Genomic DNA, 16,986 nt, shown 5'->3' with positions numbered 1-16,986 from the left:
AGGGTAGCTACGTTCGGAAGGGATAACCGCTGAAAGCATCTAAGCGGGAAGCCCGCCTCAAGACGAGTTCTCCCTGAAGGACCCAGGTAGACTACCTGGTTGATAGGCTGGATGTGCAAGTGCAGCAATGCGCTCAGCAAACCAGTACTAATAGTCCGTTCGACTTGATTTTTGCCATCCAAACAATCCCATCCCTTATTTTAACTTATACATTTGTCCTGGTGGTCAAAGAGGAGGGGGTACACCCGACCCCATTCCGAACTCGGAAGTTAAGCCCTCCTTCGCCGATGATACTGCGTACTCGTGCGTGGGAAAGTAGGTCGCCGCCAGGGCTCTTTTAAAAACGGCCCGGTTGCAAAAGCAACCGGGCCGTTTTCTTTTGGAAAAATACCCCTCCGAACCCCACCCTCGCGCACGCCCCACGCTCGCGCGACCGCACCCCCACCGGAACGCGCGCACCTTTCCTCGTGACATCGATGAAAGGAGAGGGTAACGATTTGCCAACTGGAAATCGTGTCCTGAATCCGGGACGAGGACGAGCCACGAGGAGCTTTTGCATACATGCGCATTGCAATGCTGGCGCTGGCGGCGATACTGGGCCTTGTCGTGGCGGCCCTGTTCACCGGACCGTTTAGGGAAGAGAAAAAATCCGGGTGCTACGACGCCCTGGGCTGTGTGGATATCCCGCCAAGGGCTCCCGTGCGCCTGGGCGTTATCGAGTCGCTCAGCGGCAAGGTCGCTGTTCTGGGGTCCGAACAGCTGCGCGGCCTGGAGTTGGCTTTGGCGCAACGTGGCGACAGGCTGCTCGGGCATCCGGTGGAGCTCGTCATCGAGGACACGGGCTGCCGTCCCGAAGGCGGGGCAAACGCCGCCTTGCGCATCGTTTCCGACCCGCGCGTTGCCGCCATCTTCGGCACCACCTGCTCCGGCGATGCCGCTTCTGCCGCACAGGTCATGAGCGCCGCCGGCCTTTCCATGATTTCAGGCAACAACAGTGCCCCCTTCCTTACCTCCATAGGCGGCAAGCCTGCGTCAAAATGGCAGCCAGGCTATTTCCGCACCGCGCCCAACGAGGAGCATTCCGGCCCTGCTGCCGCCCGTTACGCCTATACGTCCCTGGGCAGTCGCAAGGCGGCCATCATCCATGACGGCGACATCTACACCCGTGGTCTGGCCGAAGGTTTTCGGCAGGAGTTCAAGCGCATCGGCGGCCAGACCGTCATGTTCGCGGCGGTGGACAAGGGCGACGCGGACATGCGGCCCGTACTCGAGGCCGTGGCGGCATCCGGCGCGGATCTGCTGTTTTTTCCGCTCTTCCAACCCGAGGGCAACGGCGTGTTGCAAGCGGCCCGGGCCAATCCGGCCCTTGCCGGGCTTACGCTCATGAGCGACGGTTCCCTGATCGAGCAGAGCTTCATTGACGCAATGGGCGACGCCGCCAAGGGCATGTATTTCGTCGGCCCTACGCCGCCGGAGCCGAGCGAAGCGGTCACGGCTTTCGAGGCGCGCTACCGTGAGCGCTACGGCGAAGCGCCGCCCACGTCCTATTCGCTCAATGCCTACGACGCCGCAGGCATCCTTCTTGACGCAATAAAAGCCGCGGCTCAATGCAGCGAGGACGGCAATTGCGTCATCGGCCGTCAGGCCCTGCGTGATGCCCTGGCCGCCACAAAGGACTATCCGGGGGTAACCGGCACCCTGAACTGCGACTCCTTCGGCGATTGCGCCATGCCGCGGTTCAATGTTTTGCGCCTGGACGATCCCGTCAAGGGCGTGGATGGGTTGCTGGCCAATGTCGTCTACACCTATGAACCAAACAAAGACCATGACCGGTAAGGTGGCTAAAGCCTGGAGTCGGCTCGGCATCACGGCCAAACTGTGGCTCGTGTTCGGCGTGCTGTTCACCTTGTTCAGCCTGTCCGGGGCTGCTGCTTGCGTCGGGCTTCTCGTCATGCGCGGCGCCGAGAACAACATCCAGAACAACTTGGAGATTCGGGCAAAAATTCTTGAAATGGAAGGAAAGCTCGAAAAATCGCGGCGTTTGTATCGCGATTATCTCCTGCTCGGGCCGGAACTGGATTTCGAGGCCGCCCGAGAGCGTTTCTGCCAGCCGGCTCTGGCCGAAGCGGCACGACTGATCGCCGTCTGCGAAGACCTGCGCCGTCTCATTGCCGCCGCGCCACCCGGCAGCGCGGTCGCCCGGCGCAATGTGGACCTGACGCTTTTCACGTCCACGGCACGCCGCTATTCCCAGGTACTGCTCAACGAAACCAGCCTGTACGACAGCCTCTACAATCCGGGCGACGGACAACTGCCGCGACTTGCCGGCCTGATGGACCAGCTCGGCGACGCGTTGCAAGGCTCCTCCGAAGCCACCCTTCTCTTGCGCGAGATGGATATTCTGGAAAAACGCTACGAGATCACGAGGCAGCGCCCGTTCATGCAAAGCGCCCTCAACAAGGCCGCGGCGCTCAAACGTCTTGTTGCCGAGGACAAATCCGCTGCGTCCGCCCGTCAGGCCGATGTCCTGGGCCTTTTGGACGCATACGTCGGGCTTGTCGATCAGGTCCTCGAAACCGTCAAGGACATGCAGGGCAATGTCCATGATTTCTGGTTGCAATCCAGGGCCGTGGATCCCATCGCCGCAGAGCTCAAGCAACTATCCGCGTCGGAGGTGGCCCGAGCCAGGGCGCGCAGCGTCTGGGCCGGCCGGTTGGCTGCGGGCATCCTGATCGCAACGGCCTTGTTCGGGCTGGCCTGCCTTGTCGTCGCCGCCCGGCTGCTGCACGCGTCCATCACGAGCAAGATCGAAACCATGACGCGCCATGCCGAGGCCGTGCGCGCCGGGCATCTCGACGCGTTCCTGCAAAATGGCAGCAGTGACGAACTCGGCGTGCTCGCCGGCGCGTTCAACGCCATGACGGCGCGCCTCAAGGAGCTGGTGGACACCCTGGAAGACAAGGTGCGCGTGCGCACGCGTGAGCTTGCGGAAAAAAACCAGGAGCTTGACGCCAAGAACCAGGAACTCGCCAAACTGTCCCTTACCGACCGCCTGACCGGGTTGTGCAACCGACGCAAGCTCGACCATGCGCTCGAGGCTGAATTCCGGCGCGCCAAGCGGTACGGCTCCGTGTTTTCCGTCATCATGCTCGATCTCGACCAGTTCAAGGAAATCAACGACGCCTACGGCCATGCCATGGGTGACCTCGTGCTCGTGCGCACGGCAGACATCCTCGTATCGCACACGCGCGAGACGGACCTTGTCGGGCGCTGGGGCGGCGAGGAATTCCTCGTCATCTGCCCGGAAACCGATCTGCGCCGAGCTACGCTTTTGGCCGAGCTCCTGCGGCACGAACTGGAGCGCGTCTGGGGAAACGGCACGCTCACGGTGACGGCGAGCTTCGGTCTGGCCGTTTTCGGCGGCGATACCCAGCCGTCGTCCCTGCTCGCCCGTGCCGACGCCGCCCTGTACCGGGCCAAGCAGACCGGGCGCAACCGCGTCGCGGTCGCGCCCGAAGTGCAGGATGCGGAAAGCCCGGAAGGCGAGGACGCGCCCGGCCGGGTTTGACGCCGGGTCTCCCATGGGCTACCGCATCCGGCCATGGGCACTTGCGTCACCTTGCGCGGCGTCGCCAAATCCTTTGGCGTGCGCCGGCTGTTCACCGAAATTTCCCTGACCGTTTCCCACCAGGAGCGCGTGGGCCTCATCGGCCCCAACGGCTCCGGCAAATCCACCCTGCTCAAGATCCTGGCCGGCCTCGAAGCGCCGGACGCCGGGGAACGCACCCTGCGCCAGGGCGTGCGGCTGACCTATGTGGCCCAGCAGGACACCTTCGCGCCCGGGGCCACGGTGGAAGGCGTCGTGAGCGAGGCCGCTGTGGCCGCCTTCGGCCGCCCGGCGGCCGATGCGGAACAGCTGCGGCGCGTGGCCGTGACGCTCGGCCGCCTGGGCTTCGAGGAGCCGCAGGCCGCCGCGGACGCCCTTTCGGGCGGGTGGCGCAAGCGGCTTTCCGTCGCCCGGGCCCTGGTGACCGAGCCCGACGTGCTGCTCCTCGACGAACCCACCAACCACCTGGACCTGGAATCGATCCTCTGGCTCGAACGCTTCCTGGTCGGCGCTCCCTTTGCCTTCGTCGTGGTCAGCCATGACCGCTTCTTCCTGGAAAACGTCTGCCGTCGCACCGTGGAGCTCTCTGCGGCCTATCCCCGCGGTTTTCTGAGCGTGGACGGCCCGTACAGCGCGTTGCTCGAAGCCCGGGAGGCGTTCCTCGAAAGCCAGGGCGCGCTGGAACAGACGCTCGCCAACAAGGCCCGGCGCGAGATCGAGTGGCTGCGGCGCGGTCCCAAGGCCCGGGCCACCAAGGCCAAGGCGCGCATCGAGGCCGCGGGCGAGCTTTTCGGCGAACTGGCCGCGACCCGGGCGCGAAACCGCGAAACCGTGCGCGCGGGCATCGATTTCTCGGCCTCGGGCCGCCAGACCAAACGCCTGGTCGTGGCCGAGAACCTGGCCAAGGCCTACGATGGCCATCCGCTTTTTGAAAAGCTCGACATCGTGCTTTCCCCGGGCGTGCGCCTGGGCCTGACCGGCCCCAACGGCTCGGGCAAGTCCACGCTGCTGCGCGTCCTGGCCGGGTCCGAACGCCCGGACGCCGGCAAGGTCTCCTGCGCACCGGGGCTGGAGCTTGTGGTCTTCGACCAGAAGCGTGAACAGCTGGACAAGGAACAGAGCCTGCGCCACGCCTTCGCCCCGGACAGCGACAGCGTCATCTACCGGGGCCAGCCCGTGCACGTGGTCACCTGGGCCAGGCGGTTCGCTCTGCGACCGGAGCAGCTGGATCTGCCCGTGGGCCTGCTTTCCGGGGGCGAGCAGGCGCGCGTGCTCATTGCCCGGCTCATGCTGCGCCCGGCAGACGTGCTGCTCCTCGACGAGCCCACCAATGACCTGGACATCCCCACCCTGGAGATGCTTGAGGAGAGCCTGCTGGAATTTCCAGGCGCGGTGGTGCTGATTACCCACGATCGGTCGCTGCTGGACCGCGTTTCCACGGTGCTCCTTGGCCTCGACGGCACGGGCGGCGCGGCGGTCTACGCCGACTACGCCCAGTGGGAAGCGGAGTTTGCGGCCTGGCGCAAGGAGCAGGCCCGGGCGGACAAGGCGGAAAAATCGCAGAAGGCCAAGCCGCGGCCGCAAAGCGCGTCGAAGAAGCTGAGCTTCAAGGAGCAGCGCGAGTACGACGGCATGGAAGAAGCCATCGCCCGGGCCGAGGCAGCCCTGGAAGCGGCCAAGGCGGCGCTCGAGGACCCGGCCGTGGCCAGCGACGGCCACGAGCTTTCTCTCCGCTTGCAGGCGGTTCAGGTTGCCGAGTCCGCCGTGGAGACGCTGTATGCGCGCTGGGAAGAGCTCGAGGAAAAGCTCGCCTGAAGCGACGCCGCCGCTTACGTGCCGGTGCGTTCCGGCAGGCCGCTGTCCGTGGCGACATCGGTGCGGCACGGAGCGTCCGTGCGTACCAGCCGCAAGGTCCCGGCCGCATCCGGGGCGGTAAGCGCTTCCCGGACCGTCAAGGCGAGCGCCAGGGCCGCAAGCGCGAACTGGGCGACCAGCAAGCCTGCGGCAGGCGTCGGCAGGAGCGCGTGGTGCGCGGCGACGATGGCCGCGCCCCGGCCGAGGTCGGCCGTGCCCGTCTCCTGCACGAGCAGGTTGCCGTAGCTGCCGGAAATCGCCCCCCAATTGAAGAGCGCGGCCAGGTACAGCACGGCCTGCGCCCCGGCCAACCGGCCAAGCAGCGCCGGCCCGACCAGCATTCCCGTAAAAAGCGCCGGCAGCGCGGCCATGGCGTACCAGGCTCCGGTCGTGGGAAAGCCCCAGGCCAGGGTGGAGTGCAGCGCGTGGAAGAGCAGGGCCAGGGCGCAGCATATCCACAAAAGCGGCAACTCCGGGCCGCGTCGCACGAGGTCGGCGGCGAGCCGGCGGTTGCCGCGTACGCAAAGCGCCGCGGCCAGGGCCAGGGTGCAGCCGGCAAGACCCGTCTTGAAGGCGAGGTTCTGCCAGTCCGGGGACTGGAGATTGGACCAGCCGCCCAGAAACACCGTGGCGTTGTAGGTCAGGGGGTTGCGGAAGATGCCGTAGCCCAACCGGCCGGCCGCGCCCAGCAGATCGAGGAACCCGAAGCCCCGGCGCGAGGTGTAGATGGCCTCCTGCATGCCGGTCAGCTGGCCGTAACGCAGCAGGTAGGGCAGGTGGTAGGCTCCGGCCACGGCCGCGTAGCCGAGGACGAAGGCCGTGGGCGCGGCCAGTGCCGCCAGGCGCGCGCGAAGCGTCAGGCCCCGGCGCAGGGCCGGCAGGGCCAGCAACACGGCGAAGACCGGGACCAGCGGCAGGGCCGTGGCCTTGGCCAGGACGGCAAGCCCGACAAGGCCGCCGAGAAGCCCCGGCCGCCAGCAGGCGCGCGCGGCGCACGCGCCGTGCGGCTTGATCCAGGCGACATACGCGGCCAGGGCCGCGCTGCCGCAAAAAAGCGCCAGGCCGTCGTTGGCGAAGCGGGCGAAATCGTAGGTCACATAGGAAAAGCTGGCCAGGAGCAGCAGCACGCCGTCGGGCAGCCAGCGCAACGGGCCGGCGTCCGGCAGCAGGCGGCCGAGCGTCAGCCGCCACAGCGCCAGGGTGCAAACGAGCAGGGCGACGTTTATAAGCCTGCCCGCATCGACCCAGGCGAGCATTTTCCCGGGCTCCGGCCCGGGACAAAAAAGCGCCGCCAGGTGGTAAAAGAGCGGGCCGTGCTGGGCCTGGTAGAGAAAGAGGTCGAAGCGTTTTTTCGGTTCCGCGCCGCAGGCCGGGGACGCGCCGGGGTAGGGCCTGGCGTCGATGCCGCGCAGCATGCAAAGCGACGTTGTCGGATGGGGATGGGCCGTAATGAAGGGGACCAGTTCGCGCGGCATGGGCGTGCGAGGGGTCGGCATATGCCCGGTCTTGTGGACGTAATAGGCCACGGCGATATGGGGCAGCTCGTCCCAGCCATTAAACGGCAGTTGCAGCGCGGCGACGCTGACGCCTTGCACGGCGGCCAGGGCGAGGATGACCGCCGTGAGCAGGCGCGCCCCGGCACGGCGGCATGCTGTTGGCGGCCGCCGGGAAAGGCGCGGCGCTGCGGCGACTGCTTTGGGCACGAGGGAGCCTCCGACATCAATGGGCTGCGGCGAAATCCGGTCGTTTCGAGGATGCCGGGAGGGGCTCCGGCATAACCTGCTTCGCGGCAACCTCATGCCTCGTCGTTGGCGCGTCGTGACGGGTTACAGCTCCAAGGCGTAGGCTTCGGCCCGGGGAGGGAATATGTTGGTCCGCTGACGCGCAGGCGTCATAATCCAGGATGAAACAGGGCGTGGGCCCTTTGGCATCGCCAGTCGCATGCGCCTGCAGAGGGACGGCCGGGGCCTACCGGGCGTCTTTGAAATGACACAAAGTCTTCATCTTTCTGTTCCGGGGCGGCAAGTAGCAGGAACACGCCACGCGGAAGTTTTGTGGCGCAACCTGTCTCATCAAGAAGTGTCCGAGAAGTACCATGACGCTTAAGTACAAATTGATTCTGTTCTGCCTGGCCATCAGCATCCTGCCTTTGGCCGTCACCGGCGTCGTCAGCGTGCGCCAGGCGTCGGGCATCCTCGGCGAGCAGGCCTTCGGCGGCCTGGCCGCCGCCCGCGACAGCCGCCGCGAGGCCCTGGAGGCGGCGGCGGCCACCTGGCTTCGCGAGGCGGCCATCATGGCCTCGGTCAAGGAGGTCTACAACGCCGTCGGCATGACGCGCGATTATTTCATGGGCACCAAGCCCGGCCAGAAGGCGGATGTGGGCACCCCGGACTACAAGGACCTGCACGAATACGTCGGCCCGGCCTTTGGTCCCTTCACCAAGGTGCTGGGTTTTGGCGACGCGCTGCTCGTGGCCGACGACGGCCGGGTGCTGTTCGGCGCGGCCTCGGGCAAGGAGGTCGGGGAGGACCTGAAAGAAGGGCCGCTCAAAAATTCCAGCCTGGCCGCCGCGTGGCGCGCGGCCATGAAGGGCGAGGTGGCGTTCGCCGATTTCGCGCCCTATCCGCCCATGGGCGGCGAGGAGGTCGCTTTTGTCGCCGCGCCGGTCAAAAACCATACAGGCACCATGATCGAGGCGGCGGCGATTTTGCGCGTGCCCAAGGAGGAGCTCGCGCGCATCATGCGCCAGGGCGAGGGCACGGGCGTGTCCCGGGATTTCTTCCTGATCGGCGGCGACGGCGGTGTGCGCGTGGCGGCCACGGCCGCGGAGGGCGCTGACGCGGCAAAGCCCGCGGGCGCGTCCGTTTCCCGGGCCCTTGGCGGCGAAACGGGCAACCTCGCCGAGGACGGTCCGGCCGGGGAGACGCTGACCGCGTTCGCCCCGGTCAAGTTCGGCGGCGTTTCGTTCGCGCTGCTGTCCCGCACGCCGGCGGCCGAGGCCTATGCCGCCGCGCATGGCCTGCGCCGGGTGTCGCTGCTCGTGGCCGGCGTCACCGCGGCGCTCGTGCTCGTTGCGGTCACGCTCTTTTTGCGCACGGAAATCCTCAAACCCCTGGCCGGCATCCTCGGCTACCTCGCCGCCGTGACGCGCGGCGAATTCGCGGCCACGCCGCCCAAGCGCCTCAAGGGCGAGATGGAGGCCCTGCGCTCGGGCCTGTGCATGATGGTCGGCGAGATCAAGAACAAACTCGGCTTTTCCTCGAGCATTCTCAAGGCCGTGACCCTGCCCTGCCTCGTGGCCGACACCGAAGGCCGCGTCACGTTCGTCAATCCGCCGCTCTTGCGCCTGCTCGGCCTTGGCGACGACTACAAGGCCCTGCTCGGCAAGCCCGTGGTGCAGGCGTTCGGCCGGTCCGCGCCCATCGCCGGGGAACTGACCGCCTGCCTGACGGACCATGCCTGCCGGCTGGATGTGGAATTCCTGCTCGATGACGGCGCGGGGACGCAGCGTCACGTGCGCGTGGACACGGCCCCGCTCTACGACCTGGATGAGGGCCTCATCGGCGCGTTCGCCCTGGTGGTGGACCTGACCGACGTCAAATCCAAGGAGGCGCTTATCGTCTCCCGCAACGAGATGCTGCGCCATGTCGCCGGCGAGGCCGAGGCCATCGCCCGCCATGTGGCGGCCAACGCCGAGGAGTTGTCCGGGCGCGTGGCGGCCGTGTCCAACGGGGCCATGGCGCAGACGGCCCATTTGCAGGAGACCGCCGCCGCGTTCGAAAGCCTCAACGAAGCCCTCGACGCCGTGGCCTCCGGGGCCGAGGGCGCGGCCGCCGGGGCCGAGGCCGCCATGGCCGAGGCCAAGGCCGGCCGGGAGGCCGTGGAACGCACGGCCCGGGCCATCGGCCAGGTGAGCGGCATTTCGGACGAACTGCGCTCCAGCATGGATGCCCTGGGCGGCAAGGCGGCGTCCATCGGCGGCATCATCGCGGTCATTTCCGACATCGCCGACCAGACCAACCTGCTCGCGCTCAACGCCGCCATCGAGGCCGCCCGCGCCGGCGAGGCCGGTCGCGGCTTCGCCGTGGTCGCCGACGAGGTGCGCAAGCTCGCGGAAAAGACCATGACCGCGACCAAGGAAGTGTCCCAGTCCGTGCATGCGGTGCTGGCGGCCGTGGACGACAGCGCGGGCAAGGCGGCCAAGGCGACGCAAGCCGTGGTCGAGGCCGACGGGCTGGTGTCGCGGTCCGGGGATACGCTTGCTGCGATTGTTTCGCGCTGCGAGGACGCGGCCCGCTCCGTGCGCGAGATCGCGGCCTCGGCCAAGGCGCAGGCCAGCGCACACGACGAGATCAACCGGGCCGTGTCCACCATCGGCGAAGTGGCCGAAGAGACGGCGCTCGGCATGGACGAGGCCGCCGGCTCGGTCTCCGACCTGGCTGGCCAGGCCGGAGACCTCATGCGCCTGATCGAGGACATGCGCGGCTAGCGTGGCCTCCCCCTCTTTTCGGGAACGTCGCCCTAGTCCCGGGCGAGCAACGCCGCCCTGCTGAACCGGATGCGCGGTTCGGCCGTGATGCGAAACCCGGTCGTTCCGGCCAGGGCCAGGGTGCGCCGGAAGGCCTCCCCGCCGACGTGGAAGCGGGGTTCGGCCAGCAACAGCCGGCCGCCGGGCGAAAGCAGCCCGTGGACCTCGCGGAGGAAGGCGGCGGCATCCGGCGTTTCATGGGCCATGTAAAAGGCCAGGGCGAAATCCGCCTTGGCCGCGAGGCCAAGGGACCCCGCCGTGCACAGGTGGCGCTGGATGCGGGAAGACAGTCCCGCGCGTTCGGCGCGGCTGTGCAGCATCCGCAACATCTCCTCCTGCAGGTCCACGGCGATCACATGCCCTTCCCGGCCCACCAGCCGCGCCAGGGGAAGGGTGAAAAAGCCCGGCCCGCAGCCGAGGTCCACGGCCGTATCTCCTTCACGGACCAGTCCCCGCAGGATGGCGTCGGGATTGTGCACGAGCTTTCGCAGGGAACTGGCCAGCCAACCGGCGTGATTCACCGGGCAGACATGGTTCGCCCCCGTCGATTCCTGGGCGTGTTCGTTCATGGTGTCCTCCTTGGTCGGCCGGCAGGGAAAGCGGCCGTATGCGTCTCCTCGTCTGCGATCAGAACATGAGAGGGGACGGGGCGCGTGATGCAAGGCCGGGGCTGGCCGGCGGAGCGGGCGATGGCGCGCAGTTCCCGGACCCTTGCGAACATGACGGATTACCCGTCTTTTACGTTCGGGCGCGACCTGTTTCACCGGGTGTGAGAAAGCCGAGGCTCCCGGGCGCGGCCCCCAGAACGCGTTCCAGGATTTCCCGGAAGCCGGCGTGCCGGGCGTCCGTCTCCGTTGCTGCCCTGTCCCGTGACGGATGGATGCGCAGGCCTTGGGCCAGGATCAGGAACTCGGCTGTCGTTTCGGGACAGGTGACGGTGAAAACGCCTTCCCGGTTGCCCTGGGCGATGATGCTCGCCAACAGCGGTATCAGGGCCCGGTGTTCCAGGTCCCGGTGCTTCTGGTGCAGCAGCAGGTTTTCCGGCTTGTGGAAATAGCGGTGCAGGCCGGGCAGACTGTGGCGGTCCCTTTCGTGGATTTCCCAGAGCGCGCGAAGCTTTTCCAGGGCGTTGCGGTCCGGGTCGGCCAGGATGGGGGGCAGGCTTTCGAGGAAACGCGCGGTGAGCCGCTCGGCCAACGCGTCGAGCAGGGCTTCCTTGGATTTGAAGTACCAGTAGAAGGTTCCCTTGGCCACGCCGACCCTCTCGATGATGTCGCTTACGGAGGTCGCATCGACCCCGCGCTCCTCGAAAAGCGCGTGGGCGGCGTCCAGGAATTCCTCGCGCCGTTCTTGCGGCGCTTTGACGGTGTGCATGGCGGTGTGTTCCTGATTGCGGGAGACGATGTGCGCAGGATATGTACTGACCGACCGTCGGTCAAGACCGCGGGCGCATGTTTTGCTGCCTTGCGGAAAAGGGGGGTTGACGGGATCGGGAAAATTTGACTATCAGTGTATCAGGATATCTTGATATGTTGGAAAACGCATCTTCCCCTTTGCCCTGGTTCAAAGCCCTTGCCGACGCCACGCGGCTGCGCCTGGTGCGCATCCTCTCCCGCCACGAGCTGTCCGTGGGCGAGATCGTGGCCGTGCTCGGCATGGGCCAGTCCAGGGTCTCCAGGCACCTCGGCATCCTGGTCGGCTGCGGGCTGCTCGCCAGCCGCCGCGAAGGGGCCTGGACCTTCTACAGCGCCGCCGCGGGCGGGGAGCAGGCCGCCTTGCTCGCCGCGCTTGCGCCCTGGCTCGCCGCCGCCGGCCCCGAGGCCGACCTGACGGCCGTGGCGGCGGTGCTGCGCGAGCGCCGCCAGGAGACGCGGCGTTTTTTCAACGCCATCGCGCCGGACTGGGCGACGCTTCGCCGCGAGGTGCTCGGCGACCTCGATCCGGGCGACCTCGTGCGCGCGGTCATGCCCGAAACGGTCGCCCTGGCCGCCGACCTCGGCTGCGGCCCGGGCGAGTTGCTGCCGGTGCTGGCCGAGCGCGCCGCCGCCGTCATCGGCGTGGACAGCTCACCCTCCATGCTCGCCCTGGCCGAACGGCGCACGGCCGGGCTTCCGGTCGGCGTGCGCATGGGCGAGCTCGAACACCTGCCCATGGCCGACGGCGAGGCCGATTTCCTGGTCGTCTGCCTGACCCTGCACCACCTGCCCGATCCCGCCGCGGCCCTGGCCGAGGCCCGCCGCGTGCTCGCCGACGCGGGCCGGCTCGTGGTCATCGATTTCGCCGCCCACGAGGACGAGGCCATGCGCCGCCGCTTCGGCGACCGCTGGCTGGGATTTTCCCGTGAAAAGCTTTCCGAATGGCTGGACCGCGCCGGGTTTGACCTGGCTGACTGGTCCGAACATCCCGTCAACCGGGGGCTCGTCGCCGCGCGCGCCGTGGCCGTGCCCCGCCAACCCGTCCGTCAAGGAGAACCCCATGAGCGTCACGCCGCTTGATTTGAGCCTTCCCTACAAGGTCGCCGACCTGTCCCAGGCCGATTGGGGCCGCAAGGAAATGCAGCTGTCCGAGGGCGAAATGCCCGGACTTATGGCCGTGATCGAAAAGTACGGCCCGCAAAAGCCCCTGGCGGGACTTCGCGTCACCGGCTCGCTGCACATGACCATCCAGACGGCCATGCTGATCAAATGCCTGCACGCCCTGGGCGCGGACCTGCGCTGGGCCTCGTGCAACATCTACTCGACCCAGGACCACGCCGCCGCGGCCATCGCCGCCGACGGACTGGCCGCGGTCTTCGCCTGGAAGGGCGAGACCCTGGAAGAGTACTGGTGGTGCACCGAGATGGCGCTGACCTGGCCCGACGGCACGGGACCGGACCTCATTGTCGACGACGGCGGCGACGCCACCCTGTTCGTCCACCACGGCGTGAAATGCGCCAAGGACGCCAAGGTGCTGGGCGCCCCGGCGGACAACAAGGAAATGGCCATCATCATGGACCGCATCAAGGCGGTCGTGGCCGCCGACGCCGGCCGCTTCGAGCGCATCGCCAAAAAGATCCGCGGCGTCTCCGAGGAGACCACCACCGGCGTGCATCGCCTCTACCAGATGATGCAAAACGGCGAGCTGCTCTTCCCGGCGATCAACGTCAACGACTCCGTGACCAAGTCCAAGTTCGACAACCTCTACGGCTGCCGCGAGTCCCTGGCCGACGGCATCAAGCGGGCCACGGACGTGATGGTCGCCGGCAAGGTCGTGGTCGTGGCCGGCTACGGCGACGTGGGCAAGGGCTGCGCCCAGTCCATGCGCGGCTTCGGCGCGCGCGTGCTCGTGACCGAAATCGATCCCATCTGCGCCCTGCAGGCGGCCATGGAAGGCTTTGAGGTCACGACCATGGAAGCGGCCTGCCCCCAGGGCGACATCTTCGTCACGGCCACGGGCTGCTGCGACGTCATCACCGGCGCGCACATGGAAAAGATGAAGGACGGGGCCATCGTCTGCAACATCGGCCACTTCGACTCCGAGATCAACGTGGCCTACCTGGAGAACACGCCCACCTGCAAGAAGGACCAGATCAAACCCCTGGTGGACAAGTGGACCATGGCTTCGGGCAACGCCATCCTGATGTTGGCCGAGGGCAGGCTCGTCAACCTCGGCTGCGCCACCGGCCACCCGAGCTTCGTCATGTCCAACTCCTTCACCAACCAGGCCCTGGCGCAGATCGAGCTGGCGACCAAACAGTACGCGATCGGCGTCTACACGCTGCCCAAGCTCCTGGACGAGGAAGTGGCCCGCCTGCACCTGGCGCGCCTGGGTGCCAGGCTCGAGACCCTGACGCCGGCCCAGGCCGCCTACCTCAATATCGACGCGGCCGGACCCTACAAGCCCGACCACTACCGCTACTAGTCGCGGCTTCCCGCAAGGCGCAGGGCGTCTCGCGGGGTCGTCAGCAGGTTTTTTTTTACCCTCCCCCTGCCGCCGTATCGTGGGAACCGCGCCCACGGTACGGCGGTTTTTTTGGGGTGTCGTCATCCTGCGTCGCGGCCCGGACGAAGACGATGCGCGGCGCGCGTGGCAGGGCGAACAGGCAAAGCGACGTTTGTGGATTATCCCGGTGTCGCAGTGCAATGCGTTCGTAGCGTACGCAAAAAAAGTGAAGTGTGACTTTTTGTCCTCTCTCTGCGGGAATGGAGTAATGACAACCCCTTCGGCGGCTGCGTCGTCGCAGGAAATGGTGCGCCGATTGCGATGTTGGTGCAAAACCGTAGGAAAGGTTTGCTTCGACCCTGGAATCCGTATACGAAGTCGGCAATGCAAAATTTCGACTTCCGCACCGCTGCGATGATCTATTGCAGCAGTCAGCTCTGCGTCGCCGTACTGCTGGCCGTGGCTTTTGCCGACAAGCGGTCCAGGGGCGCGCGGCTATGGATAGCCGGGCTTGGGGCCAATGTCCTGTCCGTGCCGTTTTTCGCCCTGCGCGGCCCAGCGCCGGAAAACGGCCTCCTTGTGGCGGGCAACGCCCTGTTCGCCCTGTCCTGGATTTGCTATTGGGCCTCTTTCGACCGGTTTTTTGGCAACAGGCGGCCGCAATGGCTTTACGGCGCGCCGCTGGCCGTGGCGGTTTTCCTGTCGCTGGCCCTGGACCAGGCGGTCAAACCCAGGGCCCTGCTGCTCGGGGCGCTCTATGCCGGCTTGACCTGGACCATCGCCGTCACGGTCTGGCGGCGGGTTCGGGAGTTCAGGACCCATATCATCCTCATGCTCGCCGTGGGCTACCTCCTTGCAGGCATTTCCTTTCTCGTGCGGGGACTGGCCGTCTTTTTCTCCTTCCAGCCGCAGCCCAACCCCTTCGACCCGAGCACGGCGCAAGACGTGGCCATGCTCCTTTCCGTGCCGGGACTGATCGCCTGCACCCTGGGCTTCGTGCTGCTGCACCGCGACCGCGCCGAGCAGGAGGTGCGCCGGCTGGCCGATCTCGACCCCCTGACCGGGCTGCAAAATCGCCGGGGCTTCGAGGCGGCGTTCGCCCGGGAACTGCGCGAGGCCGCCTGCGCCCAGTCCTGGACGAGCCTCGCCCTGGTGGACATCGACCACTTCAAGGCCGTCAACGACCGTCATGGCCATGCCCGTGGCGACGAAGCCCTGAGGCTCCTCGCCCGGATCATCGCCAGGGAACTGCGCGGCGGCGACGTGGTCGCACGCATCGGCGGCGACGAATTCTGCGTGTTGCTGTCCGGGGCCTCGCCCGAGCGCGCCGCCTCGGTGGCCGAACGCCTGCGCCGTACCGTGTCCGGCCATGATTGGGGCTGCCTGGGGCTTGCCGCGCCGCTGACCGTCACCATCGGCCTGTCCAGCCACCGGGGCGGCGCGGACGACGAGGGCGCGGATTTCATGCGCCTGGCCGACATGGCTTTGCTCGCGGCCAAGGAAATGGCCCGCGACATGGTCCTGCACGCCGACGCCCTCCCGTCCCGGTATTCCGCGAGCGCTGACGCCTAGGCCGCTTCCCCGACGATTTCGGGTCGAAAGCCTCGCCTTCCCGGCACATTCGGGGGGGCTTCGCTTTCGCGTGGCGACAAGAGTCACGCGAAGAAAAATTTTCGTGTGTTTTTATGAGGTTGCCGCGGGCACGACAACTTTGTATCGCTGTAGGACGGAATTGTCCGGGACGGCTCTCCGTCAAGCCGGAAATCCAGCAATTCAGGGGCGTCCGCATTGGCCCGATTCTTGATCTCACAAGGGCCGGGGCCCGCCGCCCGCAAGGAACCGCCGTGAACAACCAGCCCGAAGAAGACATCGCCTACCGCTCCATCGGCATTTTGCGTTCCCCGTTTCGCGACATCAAAGGCATGCCCATCCAGCCGGTCGGCGCGCTCGGCGTCGAGGGCCACGTGGAGGTGCATCCGGATTTCGCCGGTGGCCTGCGCGACCTCGAAGGGTTTTCCCATGTTTTCCTGCTTTACCACCTGCACCGGGTCACGGGTTACGACCTGATCGTACGCCCGTTTCTCGACAACGCCGACCACGGCATCTTCGCCACCCGCTCGCCCAAGCGCCCCAATCCCATCGGCCTGTCCGTGCTGGAACTCGTGGGCGTGACCGAGACCACCGTGCTCCTGCGCAACGTCGACGTCCTCGACGGCACGCCCGTACTCGACATCAAGCCCTATGTGCCGCATTTTGACGTCTGGCAGGCCGGCCGTATCGGCTGGTTCGACGCCAAGGCCGAAAACGCGGGCACCTGCATTTCCGATGATCGGTTCAGGTAGACAAACCCGCAAGGAGACGATTCCCCTTCCATGAAATGCGTCACCGTGGCCGGACCGCCCTCGTCCGGCAAGACCGCCGTTTTGCTGAAAACCGCCGCCATCCTGGCCGCGCGGGACCAGCGCCTGGGCGTGGTCAAGTTCGACTGCCTGGCCAGCCGCGACCGCGACGCTTTTGCCGCGGCCGGCATCCCCGCCGCCGTGGGTCTTTCCGGCGCGCTGTGCCCGGACCACTTCTACGTCTGCAACGCCGCCGACGCCCATGCCTGGGGCGTGCGCCAGGGGCTTTCCATCCTGGCCGTGGAGAGCGCGGGGCTGTGCAACCGCTGCGCGCCGCACATCGAAGGCGTGCTCGCCGTGTGCGTCGTGGACAGCCTCTCGGGCGTGGACACGCCGGCCAAGATCGGCCCCATGCTGCGCCTGGCCGACGTCGTGGCCGTGACCAAGGGCGACGTGGTCTCCCAGGCCGAGCGCGAGGTGTTCGCCTTCCGCGTGCGCCGGGTCAATCCCCGGGCCACGGTGCTCTTCGTCAGTGGGCTGACCGGCCAGGGGGCCGATGCCCTGGCCCACGTCATCGCTGCCGCGCCCGAAACCCCGACCCTTGACGGAGCGAGCCTGCGCTTCACCATGCCCGCCGCCGTGTGCTCCTACTGCCTGGGCCAGCGCCGTGTGGGCGCGGACCACCAGATGGGCAACGTGCGCAAGATGGATTTCGCCGAGGTGGCCCCGTGACCGGG

General features: G+C 67.1%; 12 protein-coding genes and 2 rRNA genes. 11 read left to right on the top strand and 3 right to left on the bottom strand.

Translation table 11 applies throughout. The annotated features are described in order from the left end of the window. The 5 genes from Q368_RS0116030 to Q368_RS0116010 form a co-directional block, all read left to right on the top strand. Positions 1–172, top strand: a 23S ribosomal RNA gene (locus Q368_RS0116030); the annotation flags it as partial. A 45-nt stretch (positions 173–217) separates the two neighbouring features. After that, positions 218–332, top strand: a 5S ribosomal RNA gene (rrf, locus tag Q368_RS0116025). A 229-nt stretch (positions 333–561) separates the two neighbouring features. Next, positions 562–1,836: a branched-chain amino acid ABC transporter substrate-binding protein gene (locus tag Q368_RS0116020; protein WP_029460071.1), complete on the top strand. Its 1,275-nt coding sequence runs from the start codon at positions 562–564 to the stop codon at positions 1,834–1,836. Position 1,837: 1 nt separating this feature from the next. Next, entirely contained in the window at positions 1,838–3,568 is a 1,731-nt protein-coding gene (locus Q368_RS0116015) for a GGDEF domain-containing protein (protein WP_029460070.1), read from the top strand. A gap of 33 nt (positions 3,569–3,601) precedes the next feature. Further along, positions 3,602–5,422, top strand: a complete 1,821-nt coding sequence (locus Q368_RS0116010) for an ABC-F family ATP-binding cassette domain-containing protein (protein ID WP_029460069.1) — start codon at positions 3,602–3,604, stop codon at positions 5,420–5,422. Positions 5,423–5,436: 14 nt separating this feature from the next. Here the strand turns inward: Q368_RS0116010 and Q368_RS0116005 are convergent, their stop codons facing one another. Then, the gene (locus Q368_RS0116005) at positions 5,437–7,164 is read right to left on the bottom strand and encodes a hypothetical protein (RefSeq protein WP_052360206.1); all 1,728 of its coding nucleotides are present in this window, start codon (positions 7,162–7,164) and stop codon (positions 5,437–5,439) included. Positions 7,165–7,556: 392 nt separating this feature from the next. Here Q368_RS0116005 and Q368_RS0116000 point away from each other — a divergent pair, with 392 nt between their 5' ends. Continuing rightward, positions 7,557–9,950 (top strand): methyl-accepting chemotaxis protein, encoded by a 2,394-nt coding sequence (locus Q368_RS0116000; RefSeq protein WP_029460067.1) that lies wholly within the window; start codon positions 7,557–7,559, stop codon positions 9,948–9,950. Positions 9,951–9,982: 32 nt separating this feature from the next. Here Q368_RS0116000 and Q368_RS0115995 read toward each other — a convergent pair whose 3' ends face one another. Together Q368_RS0115995 and Q368_RS0115990 are read right to left on the bottom strand one after the other, a co-directional pair. Beyond that, a complete protein-coding gene (locus Q368_RS0115995; protein WP_029460066.1) occupies positions 9,983–10,558 on the bottom strand; it encodes a class I SAM-dependent methyltransferase in 576 nt (191 codons plus the stop codon). Positions 10,559–10,727: 169 nt separating this feature from the next. Further along, positions 10,728–11,363 carry a TetR/AcrR family transcriptional regulator gene (locus Q368_RS0115990; protein ID WP_052360205.1) on the bottom strand — a complete coding sequence of 212 codons (636 nt, stop codon included), beginning with the start codon at positions 11,361–11,363 and terminating at the stop codon, positions 10,728–10,730. Positions 11,364–11,518: 155 nt separating this feature from the next. Here Q368_RS0115990 and Q368_RS0115985 point away from each other — a divergent pair, with 155 nt between their 5' ends. From Q368_RS0115985 to Q368_RS0115965, 5 genes are all read left to right on the top strand, one after another. After that, the gene (locus Q368_RS0115985; protein ID WP_029460064.1) at positions 11,519–12,484 is read left to right on the top strand and encodes an ArsR/SmtB family transcription factor; all 966 of its coding nucleotides are present in this window, start codon (positions 11,519–11,521) and stop codon (positions 12,482–12,484) included. Then, positions 12,465–13,889, top strand: coding sequence for an adenosylhomocysteinase (ahcY, locus tag Q368_RS0115980; RefSeq protein ID WP_029460063.1), 1,425 nt, complete (start codon positions 12,465–12,467; stop codon positions 13,887–13,889). The genes Q368_RS0115985 and ahcY overlap by 20 nt, the downstream gene beginning before the upstream one ends. 405 nt (positions 13,890–14,294) lie before the next feature. Then, positions 14,295–15,482 carry a GGDEF domain-containing protein gene (locus tag Q368_RS0115975; RefSeq protein ID WP_029460062.1) on the top strand — a complete coding sequence of 396 codons (1,188 nt, stop codon included), beginning with the start codon at positions 14,295–14,297 and terminating at the stop codon, positions 15,480–15,482. 272 nt (positions 15,483–15,754) lie between these two features. After that, positions 15,755–16,252 carry a tRNA (N6-threonylcarbamoyladenosine(37)-N6)-methyltransferase TrmO gene (tsaA, locus tag Q368_RS0115970; protein WP_029460061.1) on the top strand — a complete coding sequence of 166 codons (498 nt, stop codon included), beginning with the start codon at positions 15,755–15,757 and terminating at the stop codon, positions 16,250–16,252. Between the two features lie 30 nt (positions 16,253–16,282). After that, complete coding sequence (locus Q368_RS0115965; RefSeq protein WP_029460060.1) at positions 16,283–16,981, top strand: GTP-binding protein; 699 nt, start codon at positions 16,283–16,285, stop codon at positions 16,979–16,981. The last annotated feature ends 5 nt before the right edge of the window (positions 16,982–16,986 follow it).

The organism is Solidesulfovibrio alcoholivorans DSM 5433 (assembly GCF_000702665.1).
Taxonomy (GTDB): Bacteria; Desulfobacterota; Desulfovibrionia; order Desulfovibrionales; family Desulfovibrionaceae; genus Solidesulfovibrio; species Solidesulfovibrio alcoholivorans.
The sequence above is the reverse complement of the archived record's forward strand: the minus strand, read 5'-3'. Positions and strand labels throughout refer to the sequence as shown.

Excerpts from the sequence above, each read along its gene's own strand:
- ahcY (WP_029460063.1), top strand. The coding sequence starts at position 12,465 with ATGAGCGTCACGCCGCTTGATTTGAGCCTTCCCTACAAGGTCGCCGAC.
- Q368_RS0116020 (WP_029460071.1), top strand. The coding sequence starts at position 562 with ATGCGCATTGCAATGCTGGCGCTGGCGGCGATACTGGGCCTTGTCGTG.
- Q368_RS0116010 (WP_029460069.1), top strand. The coding sequence starts at position 3,602 with ATGGGCACTTGCGTCACCTTGCGCGGCGTCGCCAAATCCTTTGGCGTG.
- Q368_RS0115985 (WP_029460064.1), top strand. The coding sequence starts at position 11,519 with ATGTTGGAAAACGCATCTTCCCCTTTGCCCTGGTTCAAAGCCCTTGCC.
- Q368_RS0115995 (WP_029460066.1), bottom strand. The coding sequence starts at position 10,558 with ATGAACGAACACGCCCAGGAATCGACGGGGGCGAACCATGTCTGCCCG.
- Q368_RS0116000 (WP_029460067.1), top strand. The coding sequence starts at position 7,557 with ATGACGCTTAAGTACAAATTGATTCTGTTCTGCCTGGCCATCAGCATC.
- Q368_RS0115965 (WP_029460060.1), top strand. The coding sequence starts at position 16,283 with ATGAAATGCGTCACCGTGGCCGGACCGCCCTCGTCCGGCAAGACCGCC.
- Q368_RS0115975 (WP_029460062.1), top strand. The coding sequence starts at position 14,295 with ATGCAAAATTTCGACTTCCGCACCGCTGCGATGATCTATTGCAGCAGT.
- Q368_RS0115990 (WP_052360205.1), bottom strand. The coding sequence starts at position 11,363 with ATGCACACCGTCAAAGCGCCGCAAGAACGGCGCGAGGAATTCCTGGAC.